At 64.6% G+C, this 24,387-nt stretch carries 29 protein-coding genes; 14 read left to right on the forward strand and 15 right to left on the reverse strand.

From position 1 onward, the window contains the following. Nucleotides 1-3: 3 nt before the first annotated feature. Genes serA through AC0X69_RS13405 form a run of 4 tightly spaced genes read right to left on the reverse strand, consistent with a single transcriptional unit; the run spans nucleotide 4 to nucleotide 3,525 of the window. Nucleotides 4-1,590: a phosphoglycerate dehydrogenase gene (gene serA / locus AC0X69_RS13390; protein WP_482608292.1), complete on the reverse strand. Its 1,587-nt coding sequence runs from the start codon at nucleotides 1,588-1,590 to the stop codon at nucleotides 4-6. 53 nt (nucleotides 1,591-1,643) lie between these two features. Then, the gene (locus AC0X69_RS13395; RefSeq protein ID WP_482608293.1) at nucleotides 1,644-2,018 is read right to left on the reverse strand and encodes a type II toxin-antitoxin system VapC family toxin; all 375 of its coding nucleotides are present in this window, start codon (nucleotides 2,016-2,018) and stop codon (nucleotides 1,644-1,646) included. Nucleotides 2,019-2,047: 29 nt separating this feature from the next. After that, a complete protein-coding gene (gene vapB, locus AC0X69_RS13400) occupies nucleotides 2,048-2,290 on the reverse strand; it encodes a type II toxin-antitoxin system antitoxin VapB (RefSeq protein WP_482608294.1) in 243 nt (80 codons plus the stop codon). Nucleotides 2,291-2,346: 56 nt separating this feature from the next. Then, nucleotides 2,347-3,525: a phosphoserine transaminase gene (locus AC0X69_RS13405; protein ID WP_482608295.1), complete on the reverse strand. Its 1,179-nt coding sequence runs from the start codon at nucleotides 3,523-3,525 to the stop codon at nucleotides 2,347-2,349. Between the two features lie 196 nt (nucleotides 3,526-3,721). Here AC0X69_RS13405 and AC0X69_RS13410 point away from each other — a divergent pair, with 196 nt between their 5' ends. After that, nucleotides 3,722-4,024, forward strand: coding sequence for a DUF6156 family protein (locus AC0X69_RS13410; protein ID WP_482608296.1), 303 nt, complete (start codon nucleotides 3,722-3,724; stop codon nucleotides 4,022-4,024). 4 nt (nucleotides 4,025-4,028) lie between these two features. On the opposite strand, the gene AC0X69_RS13415 is transcribed toward AC0X69_RS13410, so the two are convergent. Next, nucleotides 4,029-4,328, reverse strand: coding sequence for a BolA family protein (locus tag AC0X69_RS13415; RefSeq protein WP_482608297.1), 300 nt, complete (start codon nucleotides 4,326-4,328; stop codon nucleotides 4,029-4,031). A gap of 86 nt (nucleotides 4,329-4,414) precedes the next feature. Between AC0X69_RS13415 and AC0X69_RS13420 the strand changes: the two genes are divergently transcribed. The 3 genes from AC0X69_RS13420 (at nucleotide 4,415) to AC0X69_RS13430 (ending at nucleotide 6,420) form a co-directional block, all read left to right on the forward strand. Then, complete coding sequence (locus tag AC0X69_RS13420) at nucleotides 4,415-5,014, forward strand: J domain-containing protein (RefSeq protein ID WP_482608298.1); 600 nt, start codon at nucleotides 4,415-4,417, stop codon at nucleotides 5,012-5,014. Nucleotides 5,015-5,113: 99 nt separating this feature from the next. Beyond that, entirely contained in the window at nucleotides 5,114-6,112 is a 999-nt protein-coding gene (gene cobS / locus AC0X69_RS13425) for a cobaltochelatase subunit CobS (protein WP_482608299.1), read from the forward strand. Nucleotides 6,113-6,192: 80 nt separating this feature from the next. Then, nucleotides 6,193-6,420 (forward strand): FmdB family zinc ribbon protein, encoded by a 228-nt coding sequence (locus AC0X69_RS13430; RefSeq protein WP_482608300.1) that lies wholly within the window; start codon nucleotides 6,193-6,195, stop codon nucleotides 6,418-6,420. Nucleotides 6,421-6,466: 46 nt separating this feature from the next. On the opposite strand, the gene AC0X69_RS13435 is transcribed toward AC0X69_RS13430, so the two are convergent. Next, nucleotides 6,467-6,853, reverse strand: a complete 387-nt coding sequence (locus AC0X69_RS13435; protein WP_482608301.1) for a hypothetical protein — start codon at nucleotides 6,851-6,853, stop codon at nucleotides 6,467-6,469. Between the two features lie 159 nt (nucleotides 6,854-7,012). Between AC0X69_RS13435 and cobT the strand changes: the two genes are divergently transcribed. The 4 genes from cobT to sorB all read left to right on the forward strand — a co-directional run bounded on the left by cobT (nucleotide 7,013) and on the right by sorB (nucleotide 10,762). Further along, nucleotides 7,013-8,944 (forward strand): cobaltochelatase subunit CobT, encoded by a 1,932-nt coding sequence (cobT, locus tag AC0X69_RS13440; protein ID WP_482608302.1) that lies wholly within the window; start codon nucleotides 7,013-7,015, stop codon nucleotides 8,942-8,944. A 72-nt stretch (nucleotides 8,945-9,016) separates the two neighbouring features. Beyond that, entirely contained in the window at nucleotides 9,017-9,178 is a 162-nt protein-coding gene (locus AC0X69_RS13445) for a hypothetical protein (protein ID WP_482608303.1), read from the forward strand. A gap of 52 nt (nucleotides 9,179-9,230) precedes the next feature. Further along, nucleotides 9,231-10,448, forward strand: coding sequence for a SorA family sulfite dehydrogenase catalytic subunit (gene sorA / locus AC0X69_RS13450; protein ID WP_482608304.1), 1,218 nt, complete (start codon nucleotides 9,231-9,233; stop codon nucleotides 10,446-10,448). Between the two features lie 8 nt (nucleotides 10,449-10,456). Continuing rightward, nucleotides 10,457-10,762 carry a SorB family sulfite dehydrogenase c-type cytochrome subunit gene (gene sorB, locus AC0X69_RS13455; RefSeq protein WP_482608305.1) on the forward strand — a complete coding sequence of 102 codons (306 nt, stop codon included), beginning with the start codon at nucleotides 10,457-10,459 and terminating at the stop codon, nucleotides 10,760-10,762. 7 nt (nucleotides 10,763-10,769) lie between these two features. Here the strand turns inward: sorB and AC0X69_RS13460 are convergent, their stop codons facing one another. Further along, nucleotides 10,770-11,564 carry a quinoprotein dehydrogenase-associated SoxYZ-like carrier gene (locus tag AC0X69_RS13460; protein ID WP_482613400.1) on the reverse strand — a complete coding sequence of 265 codons (795 nt, stop codon included), beginning with the start codon at nucleotides 11,562-11,564 and terminating at the stop codon, nucleotides 10,770-10,772. A gap of 83 nt (nucleotides 11,565-11,647) precedes the next feature. Then, nucleotides 11,648-12,571 (reverse strand): quinoprotein relay system zinc metallohydrolase 2, encoded by a 924-nt coding sequence (locus AC0X69_RS13465; RefSeq protein ID WP_482608306.1) that lies wholly within the window; start codon nucleotides 12,569-12,571, stop codon nucleotides 11,648-11,650. 291 nt (nucleotides 12,572-12,862) lie between these two features. On the opposite strand from AC0X69_RS13465, the gene AC0X69_RS13470 reads away from it, so the two are divergent. From AC0X69_RS13470 to AC0X69_RS13485, 4 genes are all read left to right on the forward strand, one after another. Beyond that, on the forward strand, nucleotides 12,863-14,719 hold the full coding sequence (locus tag AC0X69_RS13470; protein ID WP_482608307.1) for a methanol/ethanol family PQQ-dependent dehydrogenase: 1,857 nt from the start codon (nucleotides 12,863-12,865) through the stop codon (nucleotides 14,717-14,719). Nucleotides 14,720-14,862: 143 nt separating this feature from the next. After that, on the forward strand, nucleotides 14,863-15,330 hold the full coding sequence (locus AC0X69_RS13475) for a c-type cytochrome, methanol metabolism-related (RefSeq protein WP_482613401.1): 468 nt from the start codon (nucleotides 14,863-14,865) through the stop codon (nucleotides 15,328-15,330). Nucleotides 15,331-15,348: 18 nt separating this feature from the next. Continuing rightward, nucleotides 15,349-16,251 (forward strand): substrate-binding domain-containing protein, encoded by a 903-nt coding sequence (locus tag AC0X69_RS13480; RefSeq protein ID WP_482608308.1) that lies wholly within the window; start codon nucleotides 15,349-15,351, stop codon nucleotides 16,249-16,251. Beyond that, a complete protein-coding gene (locus AC0X69_RS13485; protein ID WP_482608309.1) occupies nucleotides 16,248-16,814 on the forward strand; it encodes a PQQ-dependent catabolism-associated CXXCW motif protein in 567 nt (188 codons plus the stop codon). The genes AC0X69_RS13480 and AC0X69_RS13485 overlap by 4 nt, the downstream gene beginning before the upstream one ends. Before the next feature lie 156 nt (nucleotides 16,815-16,970). On the opposite strand, the gene AC0X69_RS13490 is transcribed toward AC0X69_RS13485, so the two are convergent. Continuing rightward, nucleotides 16,971-17,591: a hypothetical protein gene (locus tag AC0X69_RS13490; protein ID WP_482608310.1), complete on the reverse strand. Its 621-nt coding sequence runs from the start codon at nucleotides 17,589-17,591 to the stop codon at nucleotides 16,971-16,973. Nucleotides 17,592-17,636: 45 nt separating this feature from the next. Here AC0X69_RS13490 and AC0X69_RS13495 point away from each other — a divergent pair, with 45 nt between their 5' ends. Next, on the forward strand, nucleotides 17,637-18,347 hold the full coding sequence (locus AC0X69_RS13495; protein ID WP_482608311.1) for a HisA/HisF-related TIM barrel protein: 711 nt from the start codon (nucleotides 17,637-17,639) through the stop codon (nucleotides 18,345-18,347). 29 nt (nucleotides 18,348-18,376) lie between these two features. Here AC0X69_RS13495 and fae (AC0X69_RS13500) read toward each other — a convergent pair whose 3' ends face one another. The 5 genes from fae (AC0X69_RS13500) to mch form a co-directional block, all read right to left on the reverse strand. Continuing rightward, on the reverse strand, nucleotides 18,377-18,946 hold the full coding sequence (fae, locus tag AC0X69_RS13500) for a formaldehyde-activating enzyme (RefSeq protein ID WP_482608312.1): 570 nt from the start codon (nucleotides 18,944-18,946) through the stop codon (nucleotides 18,377-18,379). 260 nt (nucleotides 18,947-19,206) lie between these two features. Further along, nucleotides 19,207-19,716, reverse strand: coding sequence for a formaldehyde-activating enzyme (gene fae / locus AC0X69_RS13505; RefSeq protein ID WP_482608313.1), 510 nt, complete (start codon nucleotides 19,714-19,716; stop codon nucleotides 19,207-19,209). A 143-nt stretch (nucleotides 19,717-19,859) separates the two neighbouring features. Continuing rightward, complete coding sequence (locus AC0X69_RS13510; protein WP_482608314.1) at nucleotides 19,860-20,732, reverse strand: triphosphoribosyl-dephospho-CoA synthase; 873 nt, start codon at nucleotides 20,730-20,732, stop codon at nucleotides 19,860-19,862. Between the two features lies 1 nt (nucleotide 20,733). Beyond that, entirely contained in the window at nucleotides 20,734-21,693 is a 960-nt protein-coding gene (locus tag AC0X69_RS13515; protein WP_482608315.1) for an ATP-grasp domain-containing protein, read from the reverse strand. 15 nt (nucleotides 21,694-21,708) lie between these two features. Next, nucleotides 21,709-22,689 (reverse strand): methenyltetrahydromethanopterin cyclohydrolase, encoded by a 981-nt coding sequence (gene mch, locus AC0X69_RS13520; RefSeq protein WP_482613402.1) that lies wholly within the window; start codon nucleotides 22,687-22,689, stop codon nucleotides 21,709-21,711. A gap of 340 nt (nucleotides 22,690-23,029) precedes the next feature. Between mch and AC0X69_RS13525 the strand changes: the two genes are divergently transcribed. After that, complete coding sequence (locus AC0X69_RS13525; RefSeq protein WP_482608316.1) at nucleotides 23,030-23,191, forward strand: hypothetical protein; 162 nt, start codon at nucleotides 23,030-23,032, stop codon at nucleotides 23,189-23,191. Nucleotides 23,192-23,260: 69 nt separating this feature from the next. Here the strand turns inward: AC0X69_RS13525 and AC0X69_RS13530 are convergent, their stop codons facing one another. Beyond that, nucleotides 23,261-24,244, reverse strand: a complete 984-nt coding sequence (locus AC0X69_RS13530) for a GlxA family transcriptional regulator (RefSeq protein WP_482608317.1) — start codon at nucleotides 24,242-24,244, stop codon at nucleotides 23,261-23,263. Nucleotides 24,245-24,387: the final 143 nt, after the last annotated feature.

The raw sequence follows: 24,387 nt of genomic DNA on the forward strand, positions 1-24,387 counted from the left end.
TACTCAGAACTTAAGAGTCGTCGCCTGTTTCACGCCGGGCAGACCCTTCAGGGCGGCAAGCGCCTGCGCCGGCAACTCGCCGTCGATGGCGACGAGCGCCACGGCGCCGCCGCCAGGCCTGTCGCGGCCCAGCGCAAACGTTGCAATATTGACCTCGGCGTCGCCGAGCACGCCAGCGAATCTGCCGATGAAGCCTGGCCTGTCTTCATTCGTCACATAGATCATCGATTTTGCGAATTCGGCGTCGACGCTGGTGTCGCCGATACCGACGATGCGCGGCTTGCCGTCGTGGAACACGGTGCCCGAAACGCTGATGACGCCTTGAGCCGTATGCGCGCTGAGCGTGACAAGCGATTCATAGTCGCCCTGCGCCTCGCGGGTGATTTCCTCGATGGCGAGTCCGCGCTCTTTCGCGAGAATCGGCGCCGAGACCGGGTTGACGTCCTCGAGAATGGGTCGCAGCAGGCCTGAAATCGCCGCCGCCGTGATTGGCCGCGTCTTCTGCAAAGCCACCACCCCTTCATAGATGATCGACAATCTGTCGACGCCGGCGCGCGCGACCTGGCCGACGAAGAGCCCGAGCTTTTCGGCGAGTTCGACGAAGGGCTTCAGCCGCGGCGCCTCTTCGGCGCTGATCGAGGGGAAGTTCACGGCGTTGGCGATCGCGCCGCGCGTCAGATAGTCGGCCATCTGCTCGGCGATCTGCAGCGCGACCTTTTCCTGCGCCTCGCTTGTCGAGGCGCCGAGATGCGGCGTGCAGACGACATGCGGATGGCCGAACAACGGGTTCTCGGTCGCCGGCTCCTGCGCGAAGACGTCGAGCGCCGCGCCGGCGACATGGCCCTCGTCGAGCGCTTTGCGCAGCGCCTCTTCGTCGACCAGTCCGCCGCGCGCGCAATTGATGATGCGCACGCCCCTGCAGGTCTTGGCGATGCTTTCCGCCGCGAGGATATTCTTCGTCTGCGGCGTGAGCGGCGTATGCAGCGTGATGAAATCCGCGCGCGCGAGGAGATCGTCGAGTTCGACCTTCTCGACGCCGAGTTCACTGGCGCGCTCTTCGGTGAGATAGGGATCGAAGGCGATTACGCGCATCTTGAGGCCGAGACCGCGTTCGGCGACATTCGCGCCGATGTTGCCGCAGCCGATGATTCCGAGCGTCTTGCCGGTGATTTCGACGCCCAGGAAGCGGTTCTTTTCCCATTTGCCAGCCTGCGTCGACGCATCCGCGGCGGGAATTTCGCGCGCCAGAGCAAACATCAGCGCGATGGCGTGTTCGGCCGTGGTGACGGAATTGCCGAAGGGCGTGTTCATGACGATGACGCCGCGCGCCGTGGCGGCGGCGACGTCGACATTGTCGACGCCGATCCCCGCGCGCCCGACGACCTTCAGCCGCGGCGCCCGCTCGATGATTTCGGCGGTCACCTTCGTCGCCGAGCGGATGGCCAGCCCGTCATAGTCGCCGATGGCGGCGGCGAGCTTGTCTTTATCTTTCCCGAGCGTCGGTTCGAAGTCGACGTCCAGTCCGCGCAGGCGAAAAATCTGCGCGGCGGCGGGCGAAAGAGAATCGGAGATGAGAACGCGCGGCGGCATTGAGTCACTCACGAATAAGACGGCGCATTTTCCAAATCGGTGTTTTGCGGCGGTTAGCCCGCATCATTCCAGTCTTCGATTTCTACTCCTTCGACACGGCGAAACTCCTTAACGTTCGAAGTAACAAGCACGAGTCCGCGTCCCAAGGCGTGAGCTGCGATTTGAAGGTCATAGGGACCGATCGGCACTCCCTCGGCGCGGAGCTTTGCACGAATCTCGCCGGCGACAATCGAATCTTCGAGATCGAAAGGCAGAACCTCAAAACGCAGCGCATGCAACCGAGCGAGATTGGCTTCAATCCGCGCGCTCTTGTATGCGCCAAAATATAATTCATGCGTGACGATCGAAGAAAGGCATACGTCTTCGGGTCGATGTTCGCGTAGGCGACGCGCGAGCAATAGGTCGTCGCCCTTGAGAATTCTGATCACTGCATTTGTGTCGAGGAGAAAACGCACGCTTAGAATGTTTCATCGAGTTCTGGGCGCTCTTGATTCGGCGGCTGCTCGCGACCCTCTTTCATAAAGTCGTCGGACATGGTTCCGACGATTGCATCCAGCCAGGACCAATCTTTCGGAATTGGCTCGAGGATAATTGCGTCGCCGCGCCGGCTGATCCGCACCTCATCCGCCTCGATGCGATAGTCTTTCGGTAAGCGTACGGCCTGCGAGCGCCCCGACCAAAACACCTTGGCCTTATGCATGCGCGCCTCCTGATATATCTTAAAAGAAGATATCACGAGATGCGTCGCAAGCAACGTCACGCCGGCTGCTGAGCGTCGGCGAGAGCCTGCGCATAGGCCCAGTCGAGCCATTGCGTCAGAAGCGTCACGTCGCTCGCCTCAACCGTTGCGCCGCACCAGATGCGGAAGCCCGGCGGCGCATCGCGATAGGCGCCGAAGTCATAGCCGGCGCCCTCCTTTTCGATCATCGCCACCATTTTCTTGGCGAGCGCCGCCCGCGCATCGGCGCCCTGGGCGGCGCTTTCATCGGAGAAGACGAGGCAGACGCTGGTGTTGGAGCGCGTCGGCGGGTCTTTGGCGAGAAAATCGATCCAGGGCGTTCTTCCCACCCAGTCGGCGACGGCCCGGGCATTGGCGTTCGAGCGCGCGAACAGCGCTTCTAGTCCGCCGATCGATTTCGCCCAGGAGAGCGCGTCAAGATAATCTTCGACCGCGAGGAGCGAGGGCGTGTTGATCGTCTCGCCCTGAAAAATCCCTTCGTTCAGCTTGCCCTTTTTCGTCAGCCGGAAAATCTTCGGCATCGGCCAGGGCGGCGTATAGGTCTCGAGCCGCTCGACGGCGCGCGGCGAGAGAATGAGCATCCCATGTGCGGCCTCGCCGCCAAGAACCTTCTGCCAGCTGTAGGTCGTCACATCGAGCTTGTCGAAATCGAGCGGCTGCGCGAAAGCCGCCGACGTCGCGTCACAGATCGTCAGGCCTTTGCGGTCTGGCGGAATGAAGTCGGCGTTCGGGACCCGCACGCCCGACGTCGTGCCGTTCCAGGCGAAGACGACGTCTCTGTCGAAGTCGATCTGCGAAAGATCAGGCAATTCGCCATAGGGCGCAATGATGCTGCGCGCCTTCTCGATCTTCAGCTGGTTGAGGACGTCATTGACCCAGTCCCTCGAGAAGCTTTCCCAGGCGACGACGTCGACGCCGCGCGGACCGAGCAGCGACCAGAGCGCGATCTCAACGGCGCCGGTGTCCGACGCCGGCACGATGCCGATGCGGTGATCGGCAGGAACGCGTAGAATCTCCTGCGTCAGCGCGATCGCCTGCGCCAGTTTCTCCTTCCCCGCCTTCGATCGGTGCGAGCGGCCGAGCGTCGCCCCCGCAAGATTTGCAAGCGCCCATCCCGGACGCTTGGCGCAGGGGCCGGAAGAGAAGCAGGGATTTTTCGGCTTCGCGCCGGGCTTCGCCGCTTTGTCGGTGGGCATGTCGGCGTCCTTCTCGCGGCGGCCATTCGTCGAAGCTGCGCCGCACTCGCCGACCGCGCTACGCGCTGCCCGACCGACGGTCAAGGGCCGTCGGGCTTAGCCGCGCATGGCGCCAGCCATTCGTTGGCGCGATTTTCTCGTACCATTGGAGTTGCGCGGCGTCGCTTGCAGAAACGCCGCCAGTCGGGAGGGGATGATGTCGGAAAACATTGAAGACGGATATCGGTATTTTCTCACCTACAGCGGGCTGCGGCTGCCGTTGAATCTCGTGGGGCCGCTGGAGGCGGGGGCGATCGCCAATCGCAACACCTATATCCGCGCGACCTACGACGCCGAAGGCAGGCTCGCAAGTTGTGAAAAGCTCGTCTATGGCGAGGTCGAGCTGAGGCATGATTATGCCTACGCCGCCGACGGGGCGCTGACCCGCGCGCGCATCGCCATGGGCGAGGACGTTTCCGAGATCGAATGCGGCCCGGATGGCGCGCCGCTTCGCAGTTGATCGCTCAGGCGCGCGCCGCCTCCTGCGGCGTCTTGGCGCTGATCGCCAGCGCGTGCACCCGATCGGCCAGTTCATCGGCGAGGAGCGCATTGACGAGACGATGCCGCTCGATCAAACTCTTGCCCTCGAAAGCCGCGCTCACCACCTCCACACTGAAGTGGGTTTCGCCTTCGGGATGATGGTGATGCCCATGGCCGGCGTGGCGGTGCGACTCGTCGATTACGTTGAGCGCCGCCGGCGCGAGGGCGTCGGTAAGTTTCTGCGCGATGCGCGCCTTGACGACGCCTTTACCCTGTTCCGCCATTTTTCATCTCCCGGTCGACGCCGAATTAGCACATCTGGCGCCGGTTGCGCTTGCGGCTTGCTGCGGCGCCATCATAATGGAATGAAATGAACCTGAATTCGCCCCTCTTCGACCGCATCCGAACGCAGCGGGAGCCTCGCGAGGCTCCGCGCGAGAAAACGATTCGCTGCGATTCGCCCGGCTGCGAGGCGGAGGGCGCCTATCGCGCCCCGATGGGACGGCTGCGCGAGGGGCAGTATCTCTGCTTCTGCCTCGAACACGTCCGGGAATACAACGCGACCTATAATTATTTCAATGGCATGGATGACGCCTCGGTCGCTCGCTACATGAAGGATGCGACGGTCGGCCATCGCCCGACCTGGTCCATGGGAACGCGGCGCGGACAGGCCGGGTTTCGCGAGGACGCGACGGCGGCGGTCGATCCGCTCGGCCTCTATCGCCAACGGTTCCGCCGTCCGCAGCCGGCGCAGGAACGCCGGGGTCCACAGCATTCGCCCGTGACGGTCAGGGCGCTTGTCGCCATGGGGCTCGAGGAGACGGCGGACCGCGAAGCGATCCGCGCGCGCTACAAGGAACTCGTCAAGCGCCACCATCCCGACGCCAACGGCGGCGACCGTTCCCGCGAGGAAAAATTGCGGGAAATCATCCATGCCTATAAGACGCTGAGGGCCGCCAAGCTCGTCTGAACGCTCGGACAGAGCAGGGTTTTTCGCCGGGCAGGGACGGATTCGGCGCAATTTACGCGGGGCGCAAGGATTGCAGGGTCCGCGCGAGGAGGATGCATTTTGGTCGCTCTAGAACACGCCGCAACGGGCCTCGACAGCCTCCCGGACATGAAGATCTCGGTGCGCCAGGTGTTCGGAATCGACTCCGATATGGAGGTTCCGGCTTTTTCCGAGCGCAACGAGCATGTGCCGGAGTTGGATTCCGACTACCTCTTCGACCGGCAGACGACGCTGGCCATTCTCGCCGGCTTCGCCAAGAACCGGCGCGTGATGGTGACCGGCTATCATGGCACCGGAAAGTCGACGCATATCGAGCAGGTCGCGGCGCGGCTCAACTGGCCCTTCGTGCGCGTCAATCTCGACAGCCACATCTCGCGCATCGACCTTGTCGGCAAGGACGCGATCGTCCTCAAGGACGGCAAGCAGGTTACCGAGTTCCGCGACGGCATTCTGCCCTGGGCGGTGCAGCACAATGTCGCGCTGTGCTTCGACGAATATGACGCCGGACGGCCGGACGTGATGTTCGTGATTCAGCGCGTCCTCGAGGTCTCGGGCCGCCTGACGCTGCTCGATCAGAACCGGGTCATCCGGCCGCATCCGGCGTTCCGACTGTTCGCCACCGCCAATACGGTCGGGCTCGGCGACACCTCGGGCCTCTATCACGGCACGCAGCAGATCAATCAGGCGCAGATGGACCGCTGGTCGATCGTCGCGACGCTCAATTATCTGCCGCATGACGCGGAGACCAACATCGTGCTCGCCAAGGTGAAATCCTATGGCGCGACGAAGGAAGGCCGCGACATCGCCAACAAGATGGTGCGGGTCGCGGATCTCACCCGCAACGCCTGCATGGCCGGCGACCTTTCGACGGTGATGAGCCCGCGTACGGTGATCACCTGGGCGGAAAACGCCGAGATTTTCGGCGACATCGGCTTCGCCTTCCGCATGACCTTCCTGAACAAGTGCGACGAGCTGGAGCGCCCGCTCGTCGCCGAGTTCTACCAGCGCTGCTTCGGCAAGGAGCTGCCCGAAAGCGCGGTGAACGTGGTGATGACCTAGCCGTTGCGGCGCACATGCCGCGGTCAGGCGGAACGAAAATTGCTCGCGTCAGCGGCGAACGCATTTGACGCGAGGGCCTGATGCCGCTTTACGCCTATGTCTGCGACGCCTGCGCGGCGGAATTCGAGCTGCTGGTGCGCGGGTCGGACCAGCCGGTCTGCCCGAACTGCGGCGGCGAGAAGCTGCAACAGCAGATTTCCCGCATCTCCAAGGAAATCAAATATCCGGCCATCGCCAAATCCTGGCGCCGGCGCGCCGCGGCGGAAGGCGATCTTTCCAATTTCGGCAAGGCCGAACGGAAATTGTAGGGTTTGCGCCAATTCAGCCGAAGACCGTCCGCCGCGCGCGCTCTGCTTAATTGCAGTCGATGAGGACGGGATTGCCATAGGCGTTGCGGACGCGCTGAACCGTGTCCCGCGCGTCGTTCACATTGTCCCCGGCGGCCGAAATCACGATGCTCAGCCCGTCGGTGTTGCAAGGGCCCGAGCGCTGCCGCCGCACGCAAACCGCGTGGGCGCGCACGCCGCCCTTGGTGCCGCCGACGCCCGCACCGTCCCCGCCGATGTCGGTCATGCCGTTGTTGCGCAGGATTCTGTCCATGTCGCGCACGCAGGTGTTGAAGGGCAGACGCGACTCGAAGCTGACGACCCAGAGCGCCGCGGCGCGCGCTTCGTTGGAGACGAAAAGGCTAAGGAGCGCGGCGGAAGCAAATGCGGCGGCGCGCAGCGAAAGCGATTTCATGGAAATCTCCCGAAAAAAATGAATGACGACGGATTGATCCTAGCCAATCCGCCGAGGCGCGCGTCACGCATTTGAACGAGGCGGACCAGGGAAAGGGACGGCCGCCCGCGCGGCGCATTTCGCTTGCGGCCTCCACGGCCGGCGCGCATATAGTCAGGGATGCCCCCATCGCCGACAAATCGACGGCCCGCCTCGCCCAAGGAGGCGCCGCAGGAGCCCTTCAAGCGCGCGGTCGCCGGGGCGATGCGCGCCATGGCGCGCTCGCCGGAGCTCGACGTCATCTATGCCCCGGAGCGGCCTTCGCTCATCGCCGGCGCGGAGGGGGCGAAGGCGCGGCTGACCGAACCGCCGCGACGGCTGAGCGTGAAGGACGCGGCCATTCTGCGCGGCCAGGCGGATTCGCTCGCGCTGCGCCTCGCCTGCCACGATGACGCGCTGCACCGGCGCTATTCGCCGGAGCCGCAGGCCGCCCGCGCCGCCTTCGACGCCATGGAGCAGGCGCGCTGCGAGTCGATCGGCGCGATGCGGATGCCGGGCGTCGCCGCTAATATCGGCGCGATGCTCGACGACCGCTATCAGCGCAGCCACGCCGCCGAGATTTCGAGCCGCGAGGACGCGCCGCTCGAGGACGCGCTGGCGCTGCTCGCCCGCCAGCGTCTGACGGGTCTCACGCCGCCGCCGAACGGGCAGAAGATCGTCGAGCTGTGGCGCGACATGATCGAAGAGCGCGCCGGCGCCGACCTCGACCGGCTGTCCGGCGCCGTCGAAGACCAGAAGCTGTTCGCGCAGATCGTGCGCGAACTCCTCTCGCATCTCGACATGGCCAGCGGCGAAGCGCCGGACGAGACGAAGTCCGACGAGGAAAGCGAGGAGGCGCCGCAGAATCCGGATCAGAGCGAGAGCGACGAACGGGACGATCAGGAGTCGAAAAGCGCCACGGAGATGGATACGGCGCTCGCGGCGGAAGACGCCGAGCAGGAAGGCGAAAGCGACTCCGCCGAAGCGCCCTATGGCGAGACCGAGCGTGAGGCCGACGCCGGAGACGCCGAAGAGGCGGCCGAAGCGCGCCGTCCGGCGACCAACGCCGCCGAGCGCGCCGGCGCCGATTACCACGCCTACACCACGCGATTCGACGAGATCATTCGCGCCGAGGAACTCTGCGACGCCGAGGAGCTGGACCGGCTGCGTGCCTATCTCGACAAGCAGCTCTTGCATCTCTCCTCGGTCGTGGGACGGCTCGCGAACCGCCTGCAGCGGCGGCTGATGGCGCAGCAGAGCCGATCCTGGGAATTCGATCTCGAAGAGGGCATGCTCGACCCCGCGCGCCTGCCGCGGATCATTATCGATCCGCAGCAGCCGCTCTCCTTCAAACGCGAAAAGGACATGGATTTCCGCGACACGGTGGTGACGCTGCTGCTCGACAATTCCGGCTCGATGCGCGGGCGCCCGATCACGGTCGCCGCCACCTGCGCCGACATTCTGGCCCGCACGCTGGAGCGCTGCGGCGTGAAGGTCGAGATCCTCGGCTTCACGACGCGCGCCTGGAAGGGCGGCCAGTCCCGCGAGGCCTGGATCACCGAGGGGAAAAAGCCCAATCCCGGCCGGCTGAACGACATCCGCCACATTATTTATAAGGCCGCCGACGCCCCCTGGCGGCGGGCGCGGCGCAATCTCGGCCTGATGATGCGCGAGGGGCTGCTCAAGGAGAACATCGACGGCGAGGCGCTGGACTGGGCGCATCGCCGCCTGCTCGCGCGTTCCGAGCAGCGGCGCATCCTGATGATGATCTCGGACGGCGCGCCGGTCGACGATTCAACGCTCTCCGTGAACCCCGGCAACTATCTCGAACGCCATCTGCGCCAGGTAATTCATGAAATCGAGACGAGGTCGCCAGTCGAACTCATCGCCATCGGCATCGGCCATGACGTCACCCGCTACTATCGCCGCGCGGTGACGATCGTCGACGCCGAGGAGCTGGGCGGCGCCATGACCGAGAAGCTCGCGGAGCTGTTCAGCGAAAGCGCCGCGCCTGCGCCGGCGCAGCCGCGCCAGCATCTGTCGCGCGCGCCGCTCGCCGCCGCCCGCCACTGACCGCCGCCGGCGCCATTGCTGTTAACGGCTCTGCAACGATTTTGCGTCTCGCGCGTTGTCTATGAGCGTGCGTTGAATCGTAAGGGGATGGTGATGGCGTTCATTCATTGGCAGGACAAGGCGGCTCCGAGAGAGGCGAGCGAAGCGGAGCGGTTTTTGTGCGTTTCGGCTGTTCTGGCGCTTGCGACGTTGCCGTTTGCGCTCTGCGCCGCGCTGACGATCTGGGGCTCGTGACGGTCTAGCCGCGCCGCGCCGGACTACCGAACGCGGCGTCGGCGGTGAGCAAATGCCCCGACCTACGAATAGAAGAGCGTTTCTGCGAGGCGCCGGCGCGGGTTTTGCTGCGCTGGCGTCCACGCATGGCGCGGCCGCGTTTTCGGCCGAAAAGATTGACCTCGGCTTCGCCAATGGCGTCCGGCCTCTGGTTCGCTATCCGGGCAAGCGGGCTCTCATCGAGCAGACCGTCCGTCCGCCGCAGCTCGAAACGCCCTTTTCCGTTTATGACGAAGGCGTGTTGACGCCCAACGACGCCTTCTTCGTCCGCTATCACCTCGCGGACATACCTCTCAGCATCGATCCGCAAGCCTTTCGCCTCGAAGTGCGCGGCCATGTCGAAACGCCGCTGTCGCTCTCGCTCGAAGAGATCAAAGGCGACTTCGAACCGGTCGAGATCGTCGCCGTCAATCAATGCTCCGGCAACAGCCGCGGCTTCGTCGAGCCGCGCGTCGGCGGCGGCCAGTTCGGCCATGGCGCCATGGGCAACGCCCGCTGGCGCGGCGTCGCGCTCAAGACGCTGCTGGAAAAGGCCGGGCCCAAGGAGGGCGCCCAGTCGGTGGCCTTCAACGGCCTCGACGCTCCCGTCGCGCCGGAGACGCCGGATTTCGTCAAGGCGCTGGACCTCGGCCATGCCGGCGATGGCGAGGTCATGCTCGCTTACGCCATGAATGGCGAAGATCTGCCGTGGCTCAACGGTTATCCCCTGCGGCTGGTGGTTCCGGGGTGCTACGGGACCTATTGGGTGAAGCACCTCAACGATATCGAGGTGCTCGACAGGAGCTTCGACGGCTTCTGGTTGTCGAGCGCCTATCGCATCCCCGACAATGACTGCGCCTGCGTCGAGCCCGGCGCGCCGAAAGGCGCGACGCGGCCGATCAAACGGCTCAATGTGCGCAGCTTCATCACGAGCCCCGCGGAGAGCGCGAAGGTGGCGGCGCATGTCGCTGTCGAAATCAGGGGCATCGCCTTCGACGGCGGCCATGGCATTGATACGGTGCTGCTCTCAGCCGATAAAGGCGCGAACTGGATCGAGGCGCGGCTCGGCGACGATTTAGGCAGATATTCGTTTCGCGCCTGGCGGGCCGAGCTGTCGCTGCCGCCCGGCGTGCATCATCTGAGATCTCGCGCCGTCAATCGCGCCGGCCATTCGCAGCCGTTGGCGCCCTTGTGGAACCATGCCGGCTATATGCGAAACGTCGCGGAGCCGGTTCGCATAGAAGCGGTCTGAGCGAAGACATGCAGCGACTGCGCAGAATGATTTTCATTGCGGCGGCGTCTCTTGCCCCGGCGCTCTGCGCCGCCGAGACGTTGACCTACGCGCTGCCGGAGGAGACCGCGACGCTGCGCGCAGGGCCGGGTCAGGACATCGCGCAGAGCAACTGCGCCGCCTGCCACTCCGTCGATTATATCGAGCGCCAGCCGCCGAAGATGGGCCGCGCCTTCTGGGAGGGCGTCGTGAAAAAGATGACCCAATCCTATCACGCGCAGATCGACCCTGCCGACGCCGCCGCCATCGTCGACTATCTCGCGGCGACCTATTGAGCGCCGCTCAGGAGGCTTCGCCGATCGGCCATTCGCCCTTGTAGACGCCGCCCTTGTTGTCATGGGCCTCGACGCGAATCGTCTTCGCGCCGTTCGGCGCATAGGTGAAGCGGAAGGTCGGGTCTTCAGAGAGCGAGATGCCGCCTTCCATCTTGAAGATCGGCGCGTCGCCCTGGAAGACTTCGACAGAATCGATGAAAAACGCCGGGAGATAGGCGCGCGAGATCGGGTCCATCTGCATGCCCGAGGCGTTCGGATGGCGGATCATGATCTGCGCCTCGCGCCTCGCCGGGTCGGCGCTCTTGAACTCGCGATATTTCATCTTGCCGATATTGGCGACCGCTTCGTCCTGGTCCTTGACCGCCGGCGCCGAACAGCCGCCCGAGGCTTTGACGAATTTGGCGTCGGCGCGCAGCTTGCCGTCGCTCGTCTCCGCCACCGCATGGACGTTGGAGTAGGAATTCACCCGCACGCGGGTTTCGATGAAGCCGACGCCGGACTTGTCGCCGAGCGTGAAGGCCGCCGCCATCGGCATCGGGTTCTGATCGATGACGAGCGTCGCGGCCTTGATCTGCGCGGGATCCGAAAAGCGCATGGTCATTGGCACGATGGCTGCGTCCTCGGCGCGCGCCGGCGCGTCGAGCGCGATGGCGCCGTCAGCCGCCGCGATCGGCCGGCTGTGAAAAATGTCGACGATGAGTTCGGGCCAGGGGTCGGGGCCCGTCTGGGCGAGGGCGGCGGTGGCGACAAGGCCGAAGAAGGCGCCAGCCACTCCAAGGACTGCTTTGTTCATATGCGGCATCCTCCTCGCAATGACGGCAAGAGCGCTGATCCGCCCGCGAGAATAGGCGCCAATCCCGTCGCCGTCACGTGACAAAGTCATCCTCACGGCCCCTCCCACTCCAGCTCGGCGAAGCCCGCCGTGGCGTTGCGGGCGTTATAGTCATCGAACAGCCGCCATTTCTCCCGCTCCTCCGCGCCCGCGGTCTTCGCGGCGGCGGCGACGCCGTCGCCCTTCTTGATGGCGGCGCGAAGGTCCGCGGTCAGCCGCATCAGATAGGCGCGCTGGTCTTCAAGCGCCTTGGGCCAGGGCGCCGGGAGAGGGCCATGGCCGGCGACGACCTGCGTCGCCTTGATCGCCGCGAGCCGTTCGGCGACGTCGAGAAAGCCGAGCAGGCTCCCGTCAACGACAGGCACATGCTGGAGAAAGAGCAGATCGCCGGAAAAGAGCACGCCGCTTTTCGGGTCGAGGATGGTGAGGTCGCATTCGCTATGCGCCGTGCGCCAGGCCTGCAGGACGAGCTCGCGATGGCCTAGATCGAGCGTCGTCGTCTCGTCGACGGTCACGGTCGGCGGCACGATCGTGACGCCGTCGAGCGCCTCGCCCATCTGCGCGCGGAAGGCCGCAAGATAATGCGGTCCCCGCGCGGCGAGCGCCCGCGGCAGGTTCTTGTGCCCGACGAATGTCGCGCCGGTTTCGACGAAGGCGCCGTTGCCGAACGTATGGTCCGGATGCGCATGGGTGTTGATGACGTAGCGGATCGGCTTTTGCGTCTTCTCCCGCAGCGCCGCCAGGAAGGCGCGGCCCTCGATCAGGCTGCCGCCCGTGTCGATCACCGCGACTGCGTCGTCCCCGACGATCGCGCCGAGATTGGCGATGTCGCCGAGATTTTCCCGCGTCATGAGGGAAGTTTTCCCCTCGTGCGCGTAAACTCGGGGGGCGATTTCGATCAGGGAAAAGGCGCCTGCGGCATTTGCGACCGCAAGCGGCGCAACCGCCGCCAGGATCGCCAACATGCGACGCAACATATTGGTAGCCTTAGCTGTTTCAAGGAGCGGACGATGCCGCCCATCGCATGGCCGCGCCATCGTTTTTTGCGATTGCGATTCAACCGTTAGCGACATATTATCCCGCCGTTTCCGAGTAAAGAATGCCTCCCGGACGGGAACTGGGAGCTTCTCGCCGTCGGCGGACGTTTTGTCCCGCCGGCATGAGATACAAACGGAAATCGCCTTCCCAATGTCGAGGCGCCTAGGAGGCGCGACGTCGGCGGCGGCGCAACGATAATGCGCGCCACGCGTCGTCTGGAGGAAAAGCTCATGCATAAGCTGTTGTTGTCGACTTCGGTGGCCGTACTCGCGCTCGCTGGCGCGGCCAAAGCCGACGAATTGCAGAACCTGGCGAAAGATCCCAAGCAGTGGGTGATGCCGACGGGCGACTACGCGAACCTGCGCCATTCCGCTCTCAAGCAGATCACTGCCGACAACGTCGGCAAGCTTGCGCCGGCCTGGCAGTTCTCCACCGGCGTGCTGCGCGGCCATGAAGGCGCGCCGCTGGTCCTCAACAATGTGCAGATCACGGACACCTCCGGCAAGTCGATCACGACCGACGTGATGTATCTGCACACGCCGTTCCCCAACATCGTTTACGCGCTCGACGCCAAGGATCCGGCGCATCAGATCCTCTGGAAGTATGAGCCCAAGCAAGACCCGTCCGTCGTGCCCGTGATGTGCTGCGACACCGTCAACCGCGGTCTCGCCTATGGCGACGGCAAGATTTTCCTGGCGCAGGCCGACACCACGCTTGTCGCGCTCGACGCCAAGACCGGCAAGCTCGTCTGGTCGGTCAAGAACGGCGACCCGTCGAAGGGTCAGACCTCGACCGCCGCTCCGCATGTCTTCAAGGACAAGGTGTTCGTCGGCATCGCCGGCGGCGAGTTCGGCGTGCGCGGCCACATCACCGCCTATGACGTCAAGACCGGCCAGCAGGTGTGGCGCGGCTATTCGATGGGCCCCGACGCCGACACGCTCATCGAGCCGGGCAAGACCACCCATCTCGGCAAGGCGGTCGAGAAGGACTCGGGCATCACGACCTGGGAAGGCGAGCAGTGGAAGACCGGCGGCGGCACCACCTGGGGCTGGTACAGCTATGATCCGGACCTCAATCTCGTCTACTACGGCTCGGGCAACCCCTCGACCTGGAATCCGGCGCAGCGTCCTGGCGACAATCGCTGGTCGATGACCATCTGGGCGCGCGACCTCGACACCGGCAAGGTGAAGTGGCTCTACCAGATGACGCCCCACGACGAGTGGGACTATGACGGCATCAACGAGATGATCCTCGCCGACCAGGACATGGGCGGCCAGAAGCGCAAGACTCTCGTTCACTTCGACCGCAACGGCTTCGGCTACACGCTGGATCGCACGAACGGCGAACTCCTCGTCGCCGAGAAGTTCGATCCGGCGGTGAACTGGGCGACCAAGGTCGACATGGACAAGGCGTCCAAGACCTACGGCCGTCCGCTGGTCGTGGATAAATATTCGACCCAGCATAACGGCGAGGACGTCAACACGCAGGGCGTCTGCCCGGCGGCGCTTGGCTCGAAGGACCAGCAGCCGGCGAGCTATGACGCGGCGACCGGCCTGTTCCTGGTGCCGACCAACCACGTCTGCATGGACTACGAGCCGTTCCGCGTGTCCTACACGGCGGGCCAGCCCTACGTCGGCGCGACGCTGGAAATGTATCCAGCCGGCCGCGTGCTGGGCGACGGCACCAACCATACGGGCAACTTCATCGCCTGGGACGCCAAGACCGGCAAGATCGTCTGGTCGAACAAGGAGCAGTTCTCGGCCTGGGGCGGCGCGGTCTCGACGGACGGCGGCGTCACCTTCTACGGCACGCTCGAAGGCTATCTGAAGGCTGTCGACACGAAGTCCGGCAAGGAGCTCTACAAGTACAAGACTCCGTCGGGAATCATCGGCAACGTCATGACCTATGAGTCCGGCGGCAAGCAGTATGTCGCGGTGCTCTCGGGCGTTGGCGGCTGGGCCGGCATCGGTCTCGCGGCTGGCCTCTCGAAGAGCAGCGAGGGTCTGGGCGCCGTGGGTAACTATGCGTCGCTCGCCAATTATACGGCTCTCGGCGGCGTGTTGACTGTCTTCGCTCTGCCGAACTAATCGGCGCGAAGATTCACCAAAGTCCGGCGCTCGGCGCACCGTCAAGGTGCCGCCGAGCGTCGGCGTTTCCAGTGTGTGGGAAGAGACCAAGGAGACAGGTAATGAGATCGTCGCTTGCCGGAGCGTTAGCTCTGGGCGTCATCATGTGCGTGGGGACCTCCGCAATGGCCGAGGCGCCGGGAGACCCCAAGGCCGTCAAATCGACCGACGGCAAATATTTCGACGCCAAAGGCGACCCCACCTACAACGTCGGCCCTGACGGCAAGGTGGACTGGTACACCTTCTCCGGCTATCGCCGCTATCATGCGGAATGCCACGTCTGCCACGGCCCGAACGGCGGCGGCTCGACCTATGCGCCGGCGCTCAAGGATTCGGTGAAACGCTTCGATTACGCGGAATTCGCCGGCATCGTCATCGGCGGCCGTCAGAACGGCAACAGCGTCATGCCGGCCTTCGCCGACAACAAGAACGCTTCCTGCTACATCGACGACCTCTATGTCTATCTGCGCGCGCTCTCGACTGGCGCGATCGAGCCGGGCCGTCCGACGAAAAAGGAAGAGCGCCCCGAGGCCTTCGCCAAGGCCGAGACAGAGTGCATGGCTCAGAAGTAAGGGCATCGAGGCGATCGCATGATCGGCTTCAATCATGGGCGTGGTTTCGCCACGCTGCTTATCTCGGCCTGCGCCGCCGCAATACTCTTTGCGGCGGGGCCCGCCCCGGCGCAGCATATGGGCGCCGACTACGGCCTCAAGGGCGACGATAATCAGGGCTCGATCGAACTGGTCGATCCCAAGACGCTGCGCGTGTGCGCCGATCCGAACAATTTGCCCTTCTCAAACGACAAGGGCGAAGGCTTCGAAAACCGGATCGCCGAATTCCTCGCCAAGAAGCTCGGCAAGGATCTCGCCTACTCCTATTATCCAGGCGCGACGGGCTTTGTGCGCAACACGCTCAACGCCCATCTTTGCGACGTCATCCTCGGCATGCCGCAGGGCAATGACTTCGTGCAGCCCACCAATCCCTACTATCGGACGACCTACGCCATCGTGACGCGCGCGGGGTCCGAACTCGACGGCATGACGTCGCTCGACGATCCCCGGTTGAAGGAAAAGCCGCGCCGCATCGGCCTCGTCGCCAATACGCCGCCTGGCAATGTGCTGGCGATGAACGGCTTGATGGCGTCGGTGAAGCCCTATCCGTTGATGATTGATACGCGCGTTGAATCGTCAAGCGCAGCGATGATCCATGATCTCGAAAAGGGAGACATCGACGTCGCGCTGCTGTGGGGGCCGATCGCCGGCTATTACGCCAAGCATTCGAGCGAGAAGCTGAATGTCGCTTTGCTCCCGGAGACGCCCGGCGCCCGCATGGCGTTTCGCATCGGCTTCGGCGTTCGTCATTCCGATCAGAACTGGAAGCGCGAACTCAATACGCTGATCGCTCAGAACAAGACCGAGCTCGATCGCATTCTTCTCGATTATGGGGTCCCGTTGCTCGACGAGTCGGGACATGCGATTACAGTTCCGCGATGACCCTGACGAGAAACTTCACTCGCGGCCTTCTCACGCTCTGCGCGGCCGTGGCGCTTTGCGCCTCGACGGCCGTCGCCCAGGCGCCGCCGGAGCCGGAAGGCTACCGGATGGACAATTATCATGCGCCGACGCCGGAGACGCTCAAAGGCGCGACCGTGCTCGACACGCCAAAGGCTTTTGAACTGTGGAGCGGCAAGAAGGCGGTCTTCATCGACGCGCTGTCGCATCCGCCAAAGCCCGAGGGTCTGCCTAAGAACGCCGTCTGGCGCGAGCCGAAGCGTTTCGACATTCCCGGCAGCATCTGGCTTCCCGACACCGGCTTTGGCGAACTCTCCGAGCCGATGGCGCGCTATTTTGAAAAAGGGTTGACGCGCGCGAGCGGCGACGACAAATCAAAGCCGCTCGTGTTCTATTGCCGCACCAATTGCTGGGCGTCGTGGAACGCGGGGAAACGCGCGCTTTCGCTCGGCTATACGAATGTGATGTGGTATCCGCCCGGCGCCGACGGCTGGGAGCAGGCGGGGCATCCGCTCGAGGAGCGCCAGCCGGAGCCGCGCGAGTAGGGCAGTTCAATCAACGCCCGCTGGCGTCATTCCCGACGCTTCGCGTGAGCGAAGCGATCGGGAAGCCAGAGCGAGGCCAGCGATCTCTGATCGTTTTCTGGATTCACGGTCAGGACGTCGGCCTGCCGGGAATGACACCAACACGACGAATGTCGCTCACTCCATCGCCTGCGCGATCGCGCGCGCCAGCGCGCCGAAACGCTGCTCGATCAGCGCGGGGCTTTCACAGACATAGCCGACCATGCGCCGCTGCTCCTCGAAGAGCCGCAAACGCCATTGCAGCGCCTCGCTCGCCTTTTTCACCGCTTCGGCGTCCGAGGTCTTTTGATCCTGCAGCGCGCGCAGCGTCTGCGTCTCCTCGCGCGCCTTCTCCGCCATGTCCTTCAGCCGCCGGCCGAAGCGATCGAGACCGTTAACGACGCTGTGGCGCTCATCATTCATATGCTCATAGACTCCGGCGAACAGCGCCGTCAGACGTTCCTTGCGCTTGTCGCCGGAGGATTCGGCGAATTGCGCGATCAGCCGCTCCGCTTCGTCCATCGGCGTGCGCCGCTGCGAAACCCGCGCGACGAGATCAGCGATTGCTTGATCGTCGCGCCAATGTTTCATGGCGTCGCCCTGCGGCGGACCGGTCCAGACGCCGCCCACCGCGAGATCAGGCACGCGCACCTGCCGGCACGGCCAATCCGGCTGGCCCTGCTGAGGCGTCGACTGCGCCGCCGCAGCGTCGGCGCAGATCAGCAAAATGAAAGCGAGAAACAGGCTGCGATAGGTCATGTCGTCCGCCGAAGGTCGCGGGAGCGCGACGCGCTATAATGCCCCATGCAGATCATTCCCGTCATCGACATTCGCAACGGCGCCGTCGTGCGCGCGCGCGCCGGCGATCGCGACAGCTACCAGCCGATCGTCTCGCCGCTCGCGGCGACGAGCGCGCCGGCCGACGTCGTCGCCGGTTTCCTGACGCTTCATCCTTTCGAAAAAATCTATATCGCCGATCTCGACGCGATAGAGGGATGCGGGGGCAACCGACGCGGGATCGAGGCGCTTGTTGAACGCTTCCCCGCGCTGCGCTTCATGGTCGACGCCGGCGCCAGGTTCGACGACTGGCGCGGGGCGGCCCGGATCCAACGCGTCATCGGTAGCGAATCATTGCGCGACGGCGAACCCTTGCGCGCAATGAAGGACGATCCCGAGGTCGTTCTCTCGCTCGATTTTCGCGGGAACGTTTTCCTCGGTCCCGAGGCGCTCGATGTTTGCGATGAGCTGTGGCCGCGTCAGCTGATCGTCATGACGCTCGCGCGCGTCGGCGTCGGCGCCGGCCCCGATGTTGATCGACTTGCGAAGATCATCGAGCGCGCGGGCGACCGGCGCGTCTATGCGGCTGGCGGAGTTCGCGACGCGCGCGATCTTGAACGTCTGGAAAAGATCGGCGCCGCCGGCGCTCTCGTCGCGACGGCGCTGCACGGCGGTGCCCTGACGCGCGCCGAACTTCAGCGCTTCAGCACGTCGGCGCAAAAAAAAAGGGAGCCCTGAGGCTCCCTTGGCGGTCGATCCGCCGACGCTCAGTTGGCGGCGAAAGGATGTTTCGCGGTGACGCGCGCCGACAACACGCTGCGCGCGCTCGGATCGCCCTTCATCGCGCGGGCGATGGCCTCCTTCGTCGCGGCGTAGTTGAAGTCCTGGATCTTCTGGTCGTCGTTGGCTTCCCAATGGATGAACACGCCGACGCAGATGAAGAGGTCGTCGGCCTGGCTCATCGGAATGACGCCCTCGGCGACGCTGTCGGCGACCGCCTTGGCGACGCCGTACTGCGCCGGGCCGAACATCTGAACGGCCTGCTTGGCGTTCTTGATCGTCACCTTGTTGAACATCATCGTATAGGGCTTCACCAACAAATTCGGCGCAACGACCGCGAGCAGCGTCGTGAAGCCGTCCTTGTTGTTGACGAGGCCGTTGGCGAAGGCCTTCTCCGCGGCGGAGCCGCGCGGGCCCATGATCAGGTCGATATGCGCGACCTCATTGCCGTCGCCGACGAGCGATTCGCCGACGCTCGTCTTGGCGCTGCTCGAGGTGAAGCCGGATGACGGCTTCGGAAAGAGCGCGCCCAGTATTTTCTCAAAGAACGAAGCCATGATCCATCCCTTCCGGTGCGTTCGCGTCCCTGCGGCGTCGCTGACTTTGCGCGCGCGGAATGCCCCTATTCCTCATTGCGCCTTCCTGGAGGGAAGACGGGATTTCCGCTGGCGACGGCCCCCGCGCGCCAGATGTGAAGCTCTGCCGACGTGATCGAGTTTCGCCTCGCCGCAACGCCGCTTTCGCAGCGCACGTCGGTCGGCGGCGTCGCGGGCGGGGAGCAGCTTGGGCTCCCCGCTGCGAATCTTTCTTACGCGACTCAGTTCGGCGCGAAGGGATGCTTGGCTTCGTTGCGCTTGGCGACGACCTCGGAGGCCTTCGGCTCGCCCTTGACGGCGCGCGCGATCGCTTCCTTCGTCGCGGTGTAATTGTAGTCCTGGATCTTCTTGTCGTCCGAAGCGTCCCAGTGAATGAACACGCCGACCGAAATGAAGATGTCGTCGGCTTCGTCGACCGGGATCACGCCCTCGGCGACCGAATCCGCAACGGCCTTGGCGACGCCATGCTGCGCCGGGCCGAACATCTGCACCGCCTGCTTGGCGCCCTTGATCGTCACCTTGTTGAAGAGGATCGTGTTGGGCTTGCAGAGCAGGTTCGGCGCGACGACCGCGAGCAGCGTCGTGAAGCCGTCCTTGTTGTTGACCAGCGCATTGGCGAAGGCGAGTTCGGCCGCCGAACCGCGCGGACCCATGATCAGGTCGATATGCGCGACTTCGTTGCCGTCGCCGACCAGCGACTCGCCGACCAGCATCTTGTTGATCACTGCCATGTGTTCCTCCCAGAATTCCTCATGCCGACGCGCGCGCCATTTTTTAGGCCGCGAGCGCCTCTATCCCCTCATCGGCGCCGAGCGAAAAAAGCCCGATCGGACCGCTGGCCAGATAGCCGCGAGACCATCCCGCGCGCGCGGACTCAACCATTTTTGCGCGTCCTTGCCAAGATGGCCGCCAGATAATCGGCGAAAAGAACGGCCACTGTCAGATCCGCGCTCGTGCCTGGATTCAGCCCGCGCTGTTTGAGCGCGCGATCGAACGCCAACGCATGTTCGAACGCCGCCTCGCGGCTTTCGGCGTTCTTGAGAGCCGTTTCAAAACGCGCAGCCTCGCCGCGCACTGTTTCTGCGGGGGCGGGTCCATGTTTGCGCGCAATATGGCTGTCAGGAAAAGCGGCGAGAAAGGCCGCATAGACGCGCAGCGTCGCGAGCGGCGCGTCGGCGCCTCGCTTGCGCGCATCAGCCAGGGTCTTAAGGCCAAGATCGAAAACGTCGGCGAAGCCGTTGGCGTATTGCCAGGCGATACGGTCGCGGTCGGCCGCGGCGCGCATAGCCTCGAGCAGAGTCGTTTGCGCCGGCGCATGGACGTCGTGTTCGGCCGAAGCGCCAAGCCCCGCCGGCCGCGCATGCGCGATGGCCCGAAACGCGGCGTCGGCGTCCTTCAAATCGAGCGCCTGCAGGACGCGCTCGGTCTCCAGACGCAGATCGGCGCTTTGCGCCGCGGCGGCGGCCTGCGCCAACGGCGCGCAGAGCAGGACGATGCCGAGATTGGTGTTCTGGCCGACGCTGGCCCAGGTCGCCTCGATCGCGCCGGCGATGCGCGCGCCTACGCTCGATCGCGACGTGCCGAGAAACGGGGCTGCGGCCTCAGCGCTGGCGAGGAAATCCGCCGCGGTCATGCCGTGGCCGTCGGCGAAGACGTGAACATTGCCGGGCTTTGGCGCCTGCAGCTCCGCTTCGCAGGCGGCGACGAAGGCGGCCGCAATTTCTTGCGGATCTGCTGCGCGCGCCACGTCAGGCGCGCCGTCGCGCCTGCGCCATATGCGCAAGCGCGTCAGCCACGATCCGATCGGCGATCGAGAAGGGCGTCACCCGCTGCAGCCCGCTCCAGCCCGCCATGCTGTTGACTTCGAGAATCAGCGGCGCGCCGCGCGCATCATTGATGACGTCGACGCCGGCGAAATCGACGCCGAGCGCGCCGGCGGCGGCGACAGCGATCTCAGCCTCCCGAGCGGTCGGCTCGACGGCGAGCGGCCTGGCGCCCTGGCGCACATTGGTGATCCAATGGCTGGAGCGCCGGCGCATGGCGGCGATGATCTCGCCGCCAGAGACGAGGATGCGCATGTCTTCAAAGGGCGGCCGCGCGGGCCCGACAAAGCGCTGGAGGTAAAACACCCCACGCGCCTCCTGAAGCGACGGCGCGTCGTCTTCGCGCTCGATCAGTCGAAGTCCCCAGCCCTGCGCGCCGAAGAGCGGCTTCATCACGAGCGGCCCCTTGGCGCATTCGCGCCGCGCGATGGCGCGCGCCTGCGCGAGCGTTTGCGCCGCGAAGGTCTGAGGCGTCGGCAATCCTGCCTGCGCGAGAAGAAAGCTCGCCATGGATTTGTCGGTGCAGCGTTCGATCGCGCGCGCGCTGTTGACGACCGGGACGCCAAGCGCCTCGAGCGCATGCAGGACGCCGAGCCGCATGGTGATCGCCTCTAACGTGCCGTCGCCGATGGCCCGAACGATGGCGAGATCGGGCAGGTCGCGGAAGCCGGGGATGACTAGGCCGCGGGCGCGGCCCGTCTCGATCCTGCAGGCGGAGAGCCTTACCGCGACCGGCTTCGCGCCCTGCGCCCGAAGAGCGCGGATCGTGCGGATGACATGCCAGTCGAGCTTGTCGGTGAAGACCGCGACGCGCGGCGGCCGGTCTTTTCCCTCGCCAGAGGCGACGAGGGATCCGGATCTATCGAGCAGGTCGAACGCAGTCACCAAACGCCCCGGCGATCACTCGCCAAACGATTTATCGAGCAGCGCCAGGTTGATTTCGCCGGCGCGGAAAGTCTCGCCCGTCTCGACCGCCGTCACCAGCGCTTCCGCCGGCGAGAACAGGCTGCCGTCGATCTTGTAGAAGTCGCCCTTATACGCCTTGAAAATCTCGGCGAAAGGCCGGCCGTAGTCGCGCGACGTCATGCTCGGCAGTTTTTCGGCGAGCTCCTTGGCTGCCGCTGACGAGCCCTTCACGAAAAGATGGGCGCGCCCAGCGTAGATGATCGCGTCATTGGTGCGGCCCATCGCCTGGACGAAATCGGGATGCGGCGGCGAGAGCGGCGCCGTCGCGACGCCGTCGATGATGTCGTCGAGCGGAAAGTGCAGCTCATGCGCCTTGTGCAGCGCGACTTCGAGCACCCGCCCCACCACCTGGACGCCGCCGGCGAGCGACTGCGTGGGGGCGTAGATGAAGGCGACCTTGTCCGGCGACACGCCGGAGCGCGAGGCGACCTTCTCGACGACCTCCTTGGGCGGGGGCGAGCCGCTTTCGAGGACGATGGTGACGCGGTCGGCGAGGTCGCGGTAGGACAGTTCGTCGAACAGCTTTTCGGCCCGGGCCTGGGCGCGGCCGGGACCCGACCCCAAGGCGAAGAATTTTTCGTGGCTTAGGCTCCAGCCGGCGTATTGGCTGGCGAGGCAGGCGACGACGGGATCTGCGCTCGTCACCGTCAGCCAGAACGGCCATTTGGGCGCGGCCGGCGCGTGGGAGAGGGTGACGCGACCGAGCCCGCCCATGCAGATTTCGGTCAGCAGCAGGCCCGCCTCTATGCCGCCGGGGACCTTGGCGCCGGCGTCGATCAGCAATTCGCCGAGGCTGCCGCGCTCGACCGAAATCCGATATTGCGCCGCACCCGCGACAAGACGATCAACCAGAGCGCCCGCCAGCGCATTGACGCTTTCAGTCGTGCGCCCGGTGACTTCGAGGCTTCCGCTCACTTGTGGGCCCTTCCCTTCTTCGCTCACTGGCGCTTTCCGCCATCCCCTGGCCGTTCTAGGCGTTGAGCCTGCGGCCGATTTGTGCGCGGAACTTATAGAGCTTTGCTCGGAAACGAAAGATGGGTCGCGTCGCAGCTGGGGTCGCGGGGATGTCTGCTCAGGCGGGCGTCAACGGGCATCCGGGACAGGAATTGCGAATTTTCAATCTTTTTGCGTCTAGAAAGGCAACCAATCGGCTGATCAAGCGTTGAGCATCGCCTGTGTGTTTGCGCACATCCAGCGGGCGGGTTCTGAGCGAAAAAGCAGCACGACGATAGATTCTTCGGGAAGGAAGACGGGGATGGACTTGCAGCCGACTGATCGAGACGCCGCGGAGCGCACGGGCGGACACCTTGCATTGAACGACGTGGTTTACGTCGCGCTCGCGATCGCTGTCATCCTCTTTGGCAATATGGCGCTTGTCCGCGCCATGGACGTCGCGCTCGATTCATTAGTCCGTTAACTAACTCAGCCGTTACGCCATCAGGAAAGGCCCGCCGCCATGCGGGCCTTTGCGTTTTCGTCCATCAATTCACTTCAGGCCGCGCCGCGTCTGCGACCAAGAGCGATAGGCGCCGGGCGTCATTCCGGAATAGCGGCGGAAAGCTCGACGAAAACTCGTCTCGTCTGCGTAGCCAGAGGCTGCGGCGAGTTGCTTGACCGAATTGCGCGTCGTCTCCAGCAGCATCCGCGCCGTGTCGAATCGCACGCGATCAAGAAACTGCTTCGGGCTTTGGCCGGAGGCTGCTTTTAGTCGCCGGTGCAACGTGCGCTCGGAAACACCGAGGGCGCGGGCGAGGTCGATTGTGTTCAGCGGCGCGTCGCCAGCTTGCCTTACGATATGCTCCGCTTCCAACAAAAACGGGTTTGACGCCGTGAGATGCCCCGGAGGAATGTAGATCGTCTGCGTCGAGGGGGCCGTATCGACGATTGTGAAATCGGCCGCCTTCTTCGCCGCATCCGGGCCGAGCAGGGCGCGAATGACGTAGAGCGTCAGATCGATCCATGAAAGCGGTCCGCCGGAGGTCACGACCCGGCCGTCCTCGATGAGCGAGGCGCTCCAGGCGGCATCGGCGCGGGGATATCTGCTCTTTAGTTCATTGTGCCGCCACCAAGTGGTGGTGCAGCGCCGCCCGTCCAGCAATCCCGATTCGCCGAGCAGAAAGACGCCATTGCAGGAGGCGGCGACGATCGCGCCAAGCGCATGCTGGCGCCTGAGCCAGGCGGCGGCCGCGCCGATGGCGGGCGTTGGCGGCAGCGCGTGGCCGCCGTCGCATACATAACCCGGCACGATGATCGCGGCGCAGCCGTCTGCGTCCTCGAAACGTCCGTCTACTTCGAGAAGCCTGCCGGCGCCGTCGCGGAGAGGCCGCCCGTCATAGCTGACGCAGACCACTCGATAGAGTTCGGGCGCATCCTTTTTTGTCAGCATGCGCCGGCTCAAGGTCAGGATGTCCGCTGCGCCAACGAAGGCGGAACCCAGACAGCTTTCGAAGCCGAGAATTGCGATGTCCATCTCGACCTAATCCCAGTGGCGAATTTTGCCTTAACATCGGCAAACAGGCTGTCTGACTTTGCAAGCTTAATGTCGAAGTCGCCAAGCTGTAAAGGGTCCTTCGAGGCGCGACTCTGAAGAACGTCGAAAAACCCTCGTCGTTT

This window comes from Methylocystis sp. Uni0008 (assembly GCF_056838045.1).